This is a genomic window from Parafrankia discariae (assembly GCF_000373365.1).
Taxonomy (GTDB): domain Bacteria; phylum Actinomycetota; class Actinomycetes; order Frankiales; family Frankiaceae; genus Parafrankia; species Parafrankia discariae.
Window position 1 is genome coordinate 230612 of sequence record NZ_KB891102.1, and the last position, 11965, is coordinate 242576.

Genomic DNA, 11965 nt, shown 5'->3' on the forward strand with positions numbered 1-11965 from the left:
TACATCGTCCGGCGGAACGACCATACTCAAAAGCGGGTCGTCGACCGGGCCGACGCAGCCTGATGCGGCACTAGCCGCGGGCGACCCAAGCAGCGCGGCTGATCATGTAGATGCCCTTGTCGCCGCCGTGGAGGTGCTCGCTCCGGTCGTAGCGCATTCCGAGCCGCTGCGCGACCTTGATCGAGGCCGTATTCTCCGGGCGGATCACTGAGACAACCTCGGGTAGCTCCGGCCGCTGGGTAAACACCCAGGCGGCAGCGATGTTCGCGGCCTCGGTGGCGTACCCGCGGCCCCACCAGGATCGACCGACAAACCAGACTGCCTCGATGCCCGGCCAGCCGGGTTCCACCCACAGTCCGGCGCGGCCGACTAGGTGCCCGGTCTCGTTCTCGATGACGGACCAGGGGCCGACGCCTTCCAGAGCCCAGCAGCCGAGATTTCCGGCGAGATTGTGCCACATGCTGTGCCCGTCGAGCGGGCCGCCGATGTGCCGGGCGAACTCCTCGTCGACCCAGATCTCGGTGTAGGTGTCGAGGTCGTCGCGGGCGACTGGCCGGAGCGTCAGCCGGCCGGTGGTGAGAGTCGGGATGTTCACCGCGGCCTCCGCCGGACGGCAGAGCCGGGAGAGATCGGTATACGTCCGTGAACGCGGCGACTTCGGGGATACACCGATAGTCGTCAGCGAACAGGATGCCAATCCGATGAATCTTGCCTGTGATCGTGTGCGTGGGTACTGCGACGCCGTCCAGCGCGGACGTCGCGAGGCGCGCCGCTTCTTCGGGTTCCGGCCGCGTTCCCAGCGGGTGCGTCACCGCGAGCGAAGGTCCAGACCAGAGGCATGATCGGGCCGTTTCCGCAGGTCTCCGGACCCCCTGCCACAGAACCCGGCATACAGGCCGACTCGCCCGCCTCGCCCCACCCGGCGATCGCCTCACGGCGATCGCGCCGAAGTGAGCCGCCTCAGCGGTGTCGCGTGGCTGAGGCGGCTCACTTCGGCGCGGTGGCGGACCACCGCCACGACACCGGTCAGCCGGCGGTGCCGTCGGCGCAGAGGTGGGCGTTGGTGATCTGGAACGCGGTCCCGGTCGGATTGATCTGGACGAAGGCGTAGCAGGTGAGCGGCTGTGTGCTGTTGGCGGCCAGGTTGACGGGTTCGATCAGGCCGCCCGCGTCGTAGCTGGTGACCTTCCGCAGCGCGCCGATGAAGCCCTCGCGGGTGGGGCAGTCGCCGGCCAGGTCGAGCCCGCGCAGGAACATGTCGGTGTAGACGTACGCGTGCAGGGCGAACTGCTGGTCGGGCTTGACGGTCTCCGGCGCGTAACGGGTCATCGCCGTGCGGTAGCGGTCGAGGGCGGCGCCACCGGTCTCGAAGGGCCGGAAGTACACGGGGAAGGAGACACCCGCGAGCTCACGTCCGAGCACGGGCAGCACCTCGCTGTCGTAGCCGGTGAACGAGACGACGGTGGCGAGTCTGAGGTTCGCCTCGCGGGCCGCCCGCACGACGTCGGCGATGTCCTCGGGGGTGGTGAAACCGATCAGCGAGTCGGCGCCGGCGGCGGTCAGCTCTCGGACCACCCGGGCCGGGCTGTCACCGCCGCGGGCGTAGGAGATGGCGTCGGTCGAGGCCAGCCCGATCGACTGGAACGCGCTCCGGTACCACGTGACGGCGCCGACCGTGGACGCCGGAGTTCCCGTGGTCAGGATGCCGACCTTCCGGCCGCCGTTGGCCTGGACGTAACGCCCGACGGTCTCCGGGGAGGCCTCGTACATGTCGGCGAACAGGTTCGGGTATTCGGCCCAGGACTGCAGCCCGAAGCCGACGACGGGAACCTTCTGCGCCGCAAGGCTTTCCAGCGAGTTACCGAGGGCGGTGGTGACCGTCACGAGACCGAAGACGCCCTCCTCCCGGAGGAGTTCCTCGGTCACGGTGGCGCTCTGGGCGGGGATATTCGTGTCGTCACGCCACTCATAGACGACTTTGCGGCCATGTATCCCACCCTCGGCATTGACCAGGCCGATTCTGGCGTCCACTCCGGACCGGGCCGAGGCGATCGCGCTGCTTCCCATGCCCGACTCCGAGTAGACCAGACCGAGCTTGACCTGGTCGGACGTCACCCCGGGGCTGACACAGGCGGCCCGCGGGCTCTCGGCACTCGAACCCGGGGAGCAGCTCGCCAGCCCGGCGGCGACGATCACGGCCGCAAATCCCGACAGCGTCCTGACGCGACCTAAGCCCACACTTTCCTCCACGGAAGACAAACCGAGGGATGGCATTCACGGCGCGACCAGCCGCACCGACCATTCCTCAAAAAATTGTACTCCGTCTAAATTATCGACCCGATTCGGCCGACAAGGAGGCACCGCTGGAACACGCTTAGGAAGGCCCTGGATACGGAACGCAGGCTCAGATAGCAAGACGGGGTGAGCGCCAGGTCCGGAGACGCTCGTCGAGGTCGTCGAGGGAGGAGTGCCAGCCGGTGTAGCCGCGGGCCTCCCCGACGAAACGCTGGGCGCGCCCGGCGATGACGGTGCTCGGGCGGTGCCGGGAGATGTTCAGCGCCTCGTCGACCAGTGCGACGGCATGGTCGAGGTCGCGCCGCTTGGCCGCCGCGGTGGCCGCGGCGATCCGGGTCATCGAGCGGAGCCCGGTGGCGCCGACGGCGTCCAGGTGGTGGATCGCCGCGTCGGTGTAGACGCTCGCCGCGCCCGGCATGCCGAGCTCGACATACGCGGCCGCCGACAGCTCGGACAGCGTCAGCACATGGAGCGTGTCGATCGAGAACCCGGGGCGGCCGAGCTGTTCGGCGCTCAGTGCTCCCGCGATGCTCCAGGCCCGGCCGACCGCCTCGTGCACCGCCCACCGGTCGCCGAGAGTGCCGTGCGCGCGGGCCTCGATGGCGGCGGCACGGCCGGCGGCCGGGCTCCCGCGGCCGACCAGGGCGGCACCCGACGCCGCGAGCGCGACCGCGTCCACCGGCCGGCCGGCCTTGCGTGCCAGCGACGACTGCCACAGCCGCACCCAGCACATCAGCTCCTGGTCGCGGGCCTCGGCGGCGTGCGCGAAGGCCTCCTCGAAGGCGAGGACGGCGCCGGGCAGGTCACCGAGGTCGTGCCGGGTGGTCGCCCAGAGGGCGACGAGCCGGCCGGCGGCCCGGTGCAGCCGCAGCCGCGTCGCCTGCGGGACGACATCCCGCTGCAGCAGCGAGCGGACCGCAGGGAGGTGACGGCGCAGGTGGACGGCGGTCGCCCCGATCGGGGCCCGCTCGTAGCCCGCGGTGAGCTGGGCGACCCGGTCGTCGAGGTGGTCGAGCACATCGCTGGACGGACTCATCCCGCCGCCTCGCGGGATGAGCAGGTCGAGCGGGAACAGGAAGCCGACCGCGATGAGTCGACGCCGCGAGCTGGCGCCCATCGTTTGCGTCCTCTACTTCGTCCACCAGCTCCGCTGGATCCGACGGGTGGGATGATCCAAGACCCCCGTGCTTGGCACATGTCCCGAATCCTGGGAGATCGCAGGCGTCCCGTCACCCTCAGGTACCACACAGGGACACAGTTCGGCCCTGCCAGCATGTGTATGCGTGTCCGACCGCCCCGTCCCGGCAGGTCCCGTCCCCAGCGGTTCAGCCCGAGCGGTCCGGGAACGCAGTCGGGCTCCGGGTGGAACACCCGAGGGTGTTCCACCCGGAGCCCGAGCAGGTGGCGAAGGCGGGTGGCGAACCGGAACCACCCGTGTGCGACTCGCCGGGAAGGACCCGGCCGTGCCTGTGAAGGAAACCTGCCCGGCGGCCTACTCTCCGGGGATGACCAGGTGGGCGACGTGGTGGGTGTCGTTGAAGCCCCGCAGCACCGCGGGCCCGTCCGAGTACCAGTCGACAGTGGTGATCGACACCAGGTCCAGGTGCAGCCGGTAGAGCACGGCCGGCTCGGCGGCGAGCGCGAGCTGGGTGAGCCCCTTGATCGGGGTGACGTGTGAGACCACGAGGACCCGCCCGCCGGGATACTGGGCCATGATCCGGTCCCGGGCCGTCGCGACGCGGGCCACCGTGCTCAGCAGGCTCTCCCCGCCCGGCGGCGGCACCGCGGGGTCGGCGAGCCAGGCGTTCAGCTCGTCCGGGAAACGCTCGCGGACCTCGGCGAACGTCATCCCCTCCCACGCGCCGAAGTCGGTCTCGCGCAGGTCCTCGTCGATCAGGTAGTCGCGGCCCAGGGCGTCCGCGGTCTGCCGGGCGCGCTTGAGCGGCGAGCTGATCACGGCGTCGAACGGCTCGCCGCGCAGCCGGTCCGCGGCGGCGGCGGCCTGCTCGAGCCCCAGGTCGGTGAGCGAGGCCTCCACGGTTCCGCTGAACCGCTTCTCCACCGACAGCGGCGTCTGACCGTGGCGGAGCAGCACGGTCGTGATCGGCGGGGCGGGCGGCGCCATCCAGCCGGAGAGCCGGTTCGTGGTGGGCGCCTGGTGCGGCAGCGGGTCGGGCGACTGCGGGACGGCGGGCTCCCAGGTCCGGCCGGCGGCGGCGGCGTCCATCGCCTCGTTCGCCAGCCGGTCGGCGTCGCCGTTGCGGGCCCTGGGCACCCAGACGAACCGGACCCGGCCGAGCCGCGCGGCGATCTCGGTGGCCTGGGCCGCCAGGGGGCGCATCGACGGGTGCTTGATCTTCCACCGGCCGCTCATCTGCTCGACGACGAGCTTGGAGTCCATCCGGACCTCGACGTCGGCGCCCGGGTCGAGCTCCGCGGCGGCCCGCAGGCCGGCGAGCAGGCCCTCGTACTCGGCGACGTTGTTGGTGGCCGTCCCGATCGAGGCGGCCCGCTCGGCCAGCACCTCGCCGGTGCCGGCGTCCCGGACGAGCGCGCCGTACCCGGCGGGTCCGGGGTTTCCGCGGGATCCTCCGTCGGCCTCGACGACCAGTCTGCGCCCAGCGCTCATGCCGCCACTCCCTCTGCTCGTCCGGCCGCCACTCGCCCGGCCGCTGCTCGTCCGGCTCCCGCGAGTCCGCTCGGCCGGCTCCCGCGAGGGGCTCCGTCCACCCCTCGGGGGGGATAGGAGACTTTACCGGCCGCCCGGCCGGGTGGACAGCGGGCGGCCAGGCGCACGACGCCAGCGGGCGGTGAGCACCCGACGAGCGGACGGTGAACGCGAGGTCACCGGATGCTCACAACCCCGCCTCGGCCGTTCGGACCAGGATGCGGCGGCACTCCTCGCACCGCACGACCTCGTCGGCCGGGGCGGCGGCCACGGCCCGCAGGTCCCCGCCGGAGAGCTCCAGGTGGCAGCCCTCGCAGCGGCGGCGGACCAGCGCGGCGGCACCCACCCCACCGGAGGAGCCGCGGACCCGCTCGTACAGGACGACCAGCGGCTCGGGCAGGGCCGGCGCGAGGGCGTCACGTTCGGCGCGCCGCTTCGCGGCCTCGGCGTCGATCTCGCCGAACTGCTCGTCGCGCCGCTCCTCGGCGGCCCGGCGCTCGTCGGCGACCCGCTCCTGTTCGGCGACCAGGCCGGCCAGCCGGCTCTCCAGCGCGTCGACGGCCTCCATCCGCTCGAGGGCCTCGTCCTCGAGGACGCCCTGCCGGCGGGCCAGCGAGGCGAGTTCGGCCTGCAGGTTCTCCAGCTCGCGCGGATTGGCGACCTGACCGGACTCGAGCCGGGAACGGTCCCGGTCGGCGCGGCCGCGGACGAGCTCGATCTCGTTCTCGAGCTTCTGTTGGGCGCGGCCGATGTCGGCGATCTCCGTCCGTACCCGGACGATGTCCGAGTCGAGCCGGTCGAGAGCCTCGGAACGCTCGGCGATGGTCGCGAGCTCGGGCAGGCCGCGACGGCGCACGGCGAGCCGGTCGAGCGCGGTGTCCAGCGCCTGCAGGTCGAGGAGGCGAAGCTGGGTTGCGGGATCGGCCTTCATGGACTCCTCGCCTAGAGCCTTTCTTCCCGGCGAGCGCCGGGCGCATGGGATGGGACTGGCAGACCGGTGACGGGCTCGCGCCACGCGGGCGCGGCGCTCACATGCAGCTGCCAGGGATCGGTGACAAGGGTGGACACCGAAGTGCTCACCGTACGTCCCCGGGCCGCGAGGCCGGCGTGCAGCCGGTCGGCGGCCCCGGCGAGCCAGGGCCACTCGCTGGCCCAGTGCGCCACGTCGACGACGGCGAGCGGGTGGGCGCCGACCGCGTCGAGCGTGTGATGGTGCCGGCCGTCCGCGGTCACCAGGACGTCCGCCCCGGCCGCCGCGGCGGCGGCGGCGAGTTCGCCACCCGCGCCCCCGCAGACGGCCACCCGGTGGACCCGCCGGTCCGCCGGACCGGTCGCCCGCACGCCGCCGGCGGTCGCCGGCAGGGCCCGAGCCACCCGTTCGCAGAAGGCGCCGAGCGGCTCGGGGGCCGGCAGGACGCCGACCCGGCCCAGGCCTCGGCACTCGGTGCCGGCGTCGGTCCGCCCGCGGGCCCGCGCGTCGGCGCGGGCGCCCGCGCCGGTCGACCCGGCCGCCAGCGGGTGGACCTCGCGCAGGCCGAGCGCGGCGGCCAGCGCGTCGCTGACCCCCGGGTCGGCCACATCGGCGTTGGTGTGCGCGGTGAACAGCGCGACTCCGGCCCGGACCAGGGTCGCCACCACGCGCCCACCGGCGGTCGACTCGGCGACGGTGTGCGCGCCGCGCAGGAACAGGGGGTGGTGGGTGACCAGCAGCTGGGCCCCGCCCGCCGCCTCGGCCGCCACGGCGGGCGTCGGATCGACCGCGAACAGGACGTCGGTCACCGGGGCGTCCAGGTCACCGACCGAGAGGCCCACCGCGTCCCACGACTCCGCCCATGCCGGCGGGAAGCATGCTTCGAGAACGGAGACGCAGTCACGGACCGTCGCACCAACGGAGGTCATCCCCGCGACCCTACTCGGATGGTCAGCGGACGGTCAGCCGGCCGGGTCGACCGGTAGCCGTCGCGCCGGTTCCGGACCGGGTGCCGTCACTTCGTCCTGGCATGACCCGTAACGTCACCCCTGGCGTAGGACGTCCGCACGGGGTTACCACGCCGTGGAGAAGGAGCTCTAGCAATGGCTGACGTGTCGGTACGGTTCCAGATCGCCGGGGATTCGGAGATCGTCCTGAACCTGGCGACCCCGCAGGCCGTACGGCTGGTGGAGGCGCTGATGGGCAAGGTCGCCGACGCCATGGCGGCGCCGGAGCGGCTCGCCGTCGGCAGCTCCTGGCAGCAGGGCCCGCCGGCGCCCCCGGCGCCGCCGGCGTTCAACCCCGGGCAGCGGCTGCCCCAGTAACCCCCGGCGTCGGGTCGCCCTCGACGGCGCCCGGACGTCCACGGCGGGACCCACAGCGCGGCGGGACACACGAAGCGGACAACGGTGCGAGCACGCCTGCTCGCGCCGCGGGCGGTCACTGCCATCACCAGGAATCCGGCAACAACGTCGACGCAACGCGATACAACTCCGCAGAGCATTCTCTACGAAAGGACACCCGATTAGCCATGGCGGGGGACGTACCGGCCGACGAGCGGATCCTCATCACGCTGGATGACCCCGGCCCCGAGGCGGACGCGCGGCGCGGCCTGGTCGGTCCGGTGGAAGACGCCGCCGGCGACGCCGTGGGTGAGCTCCCGGGAGGTTCCGGCGCCGGAACCGGCCCGGCCGGGGACGCCGGACAGCGCGACCCGGACGGCCCCGGCACCCAGGACGTGACCGAGGACCCCCGGCACCGGGAGCGCGCGATCCACCACTACGGCCGCGTCCGGGTCGTCGGCCGGCCGCTGGCGACCGCGGCCGTGGCGACCGCCCGCGGCGTGTCCGCGGGTGTCGCCCCGGTGGACGGGACCGTCGTGTCGACGCTGAGCCTGCCCGGCGGGCTGAACCGCACCGAGGCGCTCGGGGTCGAGGCGTTCCGCCTGCGCGCGGGCGACGACTACCGCCGGCGCAAGCGCTCCCGGCCACGCGACGCCGCCCCCTGGGACATGAACCGGCCGTGCACGGACATCGCGCCGCCGCGCGGCTCGGCGGGCCCGGACACGGCCCCGCTCGCCCCCACCGTGCGCTCCCTGCTCAACGGGCTCGGAGCGGACGCCTCGGGGCCGGACGCGACCGGGCCCGGCCCGGCGGGGGCGGCCGACGCGGCGGACACCGCCGGGACGAGCCCGGCCGGCGCGCCGTCCACCGGCCCGCTGAGCAGCTACCTGGAGGGCTCGGTCGCGGTCGGGCTCATCCTCGTCGAGGGGCCGACCCCGGCCCTGCAGCTCTCCGCCGCGGAACGCACGAAGATCGTGGCCGAGGTGCAGAACGGCCTGTCCTGGTACGCGACGCAGAACCCGGCCGCCGAGCTGACGTTCAGCTACGACATCCAGATCGTCCGGCTGCCCACCCCCGCCAACCCGGGCGTGACCGACCTCGAGGCCCTCTGGCGCGACCCCACGATGAGCCGGCTCGGCTACTCGGCGAACTTCGACGGCGTCTACGACTACGTCGAGGCGCTGCGGGCCCGGCTGGGCACCCGGTGGGCCTACTGCGCGTTCGTCACGAAGTACCCGCTCGGCCACTTCGCCTACGCGTCGATCGGCGGCCCGCGCATGGTGCTCGCCGCCGACGCCGACGGCTGGGGCCCGGACAACATCGACCGGGTCTTCGCGCACGAGACCGGCCACATCTTCGGGGCGCCGGACGAGTACGGCGGCGCCGGCTGCGACTGCGGCGGAAGCTGGGGCCGGTACGGGGTGCCCAACGGCAACTGCGACTCCTGCGCGCCCGCGCCGGTCGACTGCCTGATGCGGGCCAACACGTTCGCCCTGTGCCGGTACACGCCCGCGCACCTCGGCTGGGGCCACGGTGTGAGCGGCAACCCGGTGCTCGTCCAGGTGAAGGGCCTGGGCGGTCGGGGCAACTTCGACGTCGTCGCGCCGTCGGCCTACGCCGGCCTCACCCACGTCTGGCGGGAGAACGACGCCGCCGGCTCACCGTGGCGGGACCCGTGGCAGACCGCGCAGGCGCTCGGCCGGGTGGATGCCGTGACGATGGTGCAGAGCACGCTGGCGAACCCGGGCCCGCTGGAGGTCGTCGTCCGCTCGGGCTCGCGGCTGTTCTTCCTGTGGCGGGACAGCACCGGGGCGTTCCAGTGGCGCGCCCCCGTCCAGCTCGCCCAGGGCGTCGGCGGGGTCCCGTCCCTGGTGCAGAGCCGACTGGGCGGCAAGGGCAACTTCGAGCTGCTGGCCCCGGCCGCCGATGTCGGCATCATGCACCTGTGGCGCAACCACGACGTCTACGGCTACCCGTGGAGCGCGCCGAAGCTGTTCGCCGCCAACCTGGGACGGGTCGACGCGATCAGCCTGATCCACGGGACGCTCGGCGGCGGGGCCGGACTGTTGGAGGCCGTCGCCCTGGTGGGCACCCGGCTCGTCCACCTGACCCGCGACCAGGCGGCCGTCTGGCGCACCGGGGGCGTGTTCGCCGAGGGCGTGTCCGGCAACCCGGCACTGATCCAGAGCGTGTTCCCGGGCGCGCGCAACTTCGAGGTCGTGGTGCCGTCCGCGGGGACCGGGCTGATCCACTTCTTCCGCGACAACAACCGCGCCGAACCGGTGTGGAGCGGGCCCCGCCCGTTCGCGGCGGAACTGGGGCATGTGGACGCCGTCTCGATGATCCAGAGCAACTACGACGGAAACCTCGAGGTGCTGGCCCGGGTCGCGAACCGGCTGTATCTGCTGTACCGCTCGGGCGCCGCGGCCGTGTGGTCCGCGCCGCGGCGCGTCTTCTGACGGGACGTACCGGGTCGCCGCGGGACCGGCTCGGTGTCGGTGGCCGCCGGCGGCCCGGGTCGGCGGGCACCGGTCAGCGGGGTGGCCCGCCGGGAGCCGCCGGATCGTCCCACCGCCGGCCCTCCCCCGGGCGGGCCGGCTTGCGCCGGGCGCGGGCGAGCCAGCCGTCGACGAACAGCCCCTCGTCGGGGGCGAGCGTCTCGCGCAGCGCCGGCGGGACGTCCGCCGTAAGCACCCCGGCGACCCCGGCGAGCCCGCCGGTCGGGCCGATCCGCTCCGAGGGCAGCACGACGAGCGCGAGCCGCGGCGGGAGACGCGCGGTCACCCGGCCCCAGTCGGCGATCAGCTCGAGCGCGGCCCGGGCCGCCTCCGGATCGGGGCCCAGGACGAGGAGCAGCTCGCGCTCGGTCCCCCAGGTGTCGTCGCGCTCCTGATCGGTCACCCACGTCCTCCGTCCCGCGGGCTCCCGCCCACCGCACCGCTCCCCACCGCTGCCGGCCGTGGCCGCTGCCCACCGTGACCGCCGTGGATGGACGCGGCGGCCGGTACAGGACAGGCTGGGAGCATACGGGCCCGTACAACGGGTCGGTTACGCTCCGGCGAAGGGGGGAGGGAGACGGATGGGTGAACGCCTGCCACTGTTTCCACTCGGCACCGTCCTGCTTCCAGGTCTGCTCATGCCACTGGAGATCTTCGAGGAACGCTACCGCGCGCTGATCCGCGAGCTGCTCGAGATCCCCGACACCGACACCCGTCAGTTCGGGGTCGTCGCCATCCGCCGAGGTCGGGAGGTCGGCCCGGCGGTCCCGCTGATCCACGAGGTCGGCTGCGCGGCGCAGCTGCGCCGCGTCGAGGCGCACCCGGACGGGCGCTTCTCCGTCGTGACCGTCGGCGGCCCCCGCTTCCGCGTGCGCTCCGTCGACGAGAGCGACCGCCCCTACCTGGTCGGGGACGTCGACTTCATCGCGGACCCGGTCGGTGACGAGGCCGACGCGGCCACCAACACCGCGGTGGTGGCCCGGCTGCTGCGCGAGTACACCGACCGGCTCACCGCGAGCGGCACGGTCGAGATCAAGCTCCCCGACCTGCCGACGGACCCGACCTCGCTGTCCTACCTGGTGGCCGCCGCCGTGGTCACCGACATCACCGAGCGGCAGGGGCTGCTGGCCGCGCCCGACACCGCGACCAGGCTGCGGGCCGAGCGGGCGCTGCTGCGCCGTGAGCTCGGCCTGCTCGAACGGATCACCACGGTGGGCTCGAACGAGCTGGGGCGCATCAAGCCGAGCTCCAACTGACCGCGCTGACCGCGCGCGGTCAGCGCCGCCGCCGGGGCCAGCCGGGCGCGGTCCCACCCGCCCACAGCGCCACCGACAGCACGAGCAGCGCGGCACCGGGCAGGATGAGGTACAGCCCGGTGGCCCGCACCTGGAAGTCGACCAGATCGCGCAGCAGTGGGGTCGCGTTCGCCGGTAGCGCGTCCAGCACCTGCCCCGAGCGGCGCAGATGCCCGACCCAACCGGCGAGCAGCGAGCCGCCGATCCCGCCCACGGCGAGGCCGATCGGCACCGGCCAGCCCGCGTCCGCGGCGCGCAGGTAGGCGACCAGGCCGCCCAGGAGCCCCGCGACCGCGCAGATCATGGCGAAGTAGGCGTCGACCGTGCTCTGCACCCCGAACACCGACATGGCGCCGGAGAGCACCGCCTGGACGTCGAGCCGGGGTGCGCTGACCGACCAGAGCAGGCCCAGCAGTGGGCCGACCAGCACCATCGCCAGCGCGCAGACCAGCCCGGCGAGCAGCCCCGCCCGGGTGGTGAGCGGCTCCGCCGACCGCTCCGGCGCGGACCCGGCCGCCGCGGGTTCGGCCACCACGGGCTCGGCCGGCGCCGCCGGTGCCGCGGTGGCCCACGGTTCGGCGGCCGCCCAGGGCTCAGCCACCCCGTCGGTACGGGTGGCCCCGCCGCCCCCGGCAGTGCCGCCGGCTCCGTGCGTGCCGCCGGCTCCGTTCATGCTGGCTTCCCTCATGCCGGGTCCGGTCACACCAGATCCGGTCACGCCGGATTCACTCGCACCGGCTTCGCCCACGCCTGGTCCGGTCCTGCCGGCTTCGGCGATGCCGCCGGTCTCGGGCTCCGCTTCGGGGCGGGAGCACGCCCGCGCGCCCCGGCTGTCGCCCGGCCACTCTGCCACGACCCGTCCGTCTCCTCGCCTGCCATACCGGTCCACCGACCCG

At 73.7% G+C, this 11965-nt stretch carries 11 protein-coding genes; 3 read left to right on the plus strand and 8 right to left on the minus strand.

Going from position 1 to position 11965, the window contains the following annotated elements:
* Nucleotides 1-70: 70 nt before the first annotated feature.
* From B056_RS0100955 to B056_RS0100980, 6 genes are all read right to left on the minus strand, one after another.
* Entirely contained in the window at nucleotides 71-595 is a 525-nt protein-coding gene (locus B056_RS0100955; RefSeq protein ID WP_018500026.1) for a GNAT family N-acetyltransferase, read from the minus strand.
* Nucleotides 596-1026: 431 nt separating this feature from the next.
* Nucleotides 1027-2196 carry an ABC transporter substrate-binding protein gene (locus B056_RS0100960; protein WP_018500027.1) on the minus strand — a complete coding sequence of 390 codons (1170 nt, stop codon included), beginning with the start codon at nucleotides 2194-2196 and terminating at the stop codon, nucleotides 1027-1029.
* Nucleotides 2197-2404: 208 nt separating this feature from the next.
* Nucleotides 2405-3412, minus strand: a complete 1008-nt coding sequence (locus B056_RS0100965; RefSeq protein ID WP_018500028.1) for a hypothetical protein — start codon at nucleotides 3410-3412, stop codon at nucleotides 2405-2407.
* 375 nt (nucleotides 3413-3787) lie between these two features.
* Nucleotides 3788-4924: a bifunctional RNase H/acid phosphatase gene (locus B056_RS0100970; protein WP_018500029.1), complete on the minus strand. Its 1137-nt coding sequence runs from the start codon at nucleotides 4922-4924 to the stop codon at nucleotides 3788-3790.
* 226 nt (nucleotides 4925-5150) lie between these two features.
* Nucleotides 5151-5894: a zinc ribbon domain-containing protein gene (locus B056_RS0100975; RefSeq protein WP_018500030.1), complete on the minus strand. Its 744-nt coding sequence runs from the start codon at nucleotides 5892-5894 to the stop codon at nucleotides 5151-5153.
* 11 nt (nucleotides 5895-5905) lie between these two features.
* Nucleotides 5906-6862, minus strand: a complete 957-nt coding sequence (locus B056_RS0100980; RefSeq protein WP_018500031.1) for a Nif3-like dinuclear metal center hexameric protein — start codon at nucleotides 6860-6862, stop codon at nucleotides 5906-5908.
* A 174-nt stretch (nucleotides 6863-7036) separates the two neighbouring features.
* Here B056_RS0100980 and B056_RS0100985 point away from each other — a divergent pair, with 174 nt between their 5' ends.
* Together B056_RS0100985 and B056_RS0100990 are read left to right on the plus strand one after the other, a co-directional pair.
* Nucleotides 7037-7258 (plus strand): hypothetical protein, encoded by a 222-nt coding sequence (locus tag B056_RS0100985; RefSeq protein ID WP_018500032.1) that lies wholly within the window; start codon nucleotides 7037-7039, stop codon nucleotides 7256-7258.
* Between the two features lie 206 nt (nucleotides 7259-7464).
* Nucleotides 7465-9735: a zinc metalloprotease gene (locus tag B056_RS0100990; protein WP_020572248.1), complete on the plus strand. Its 2271-nt coding sequence runs from the start codon at nucleotides 7465-7467 to the stop codon at nucleotides 9733-9735.
* A gap of 73 nt (nucleotides 9736-9808) precedes the next feature.
* Here the strand turns inward: B056_RS0100990 and B056_RS0100995 are convergent, their stop codons facing one another.
* Nucleotides 9809-10177, minus strand: a complete 369-nt coding sequence (locus B056_RS0100995; RefSeq protein ID WP_018500035.1) for a hypothetical protein — start codon at nucleotides 10175-10177, stop codon at nucleotides 9809-9811.
* A gap of 178 nt (nucleotides 10178-10355) precedes the next feature.
* Here B056_RS0100995 and B056_RS0101000 point away from each other — a divergent pair, with 178 nt between their 5' ends.
* Nucleotides 10356-11030, plus strand: a complete 675-nt coding sequence (locus B056_RS0101000) for an LON peptidase substrate-binding domain-containing protein (RefSeq protein ID WP_018500036.1) — start codon at nucleotides 10356-10358, stop codon at nucleotides 11028-11030.
* Nucleotides 11031-11049: 19 nt separating this feature from the next.
* Here B056_RS0101000 and B056_RS34660 read toward each other — a convergent pair whose 3' ends face one another.
* Entirely contained in the window at nucleotides 11050-11742 is a 693-nt protein-coding gene (locus B056_RS34660) for a hypothetical protein (protein WP_018500037.1), read from the minus strand.
* Nucleotides 11743-11965 lie beyond the last annotated feature (223 nt).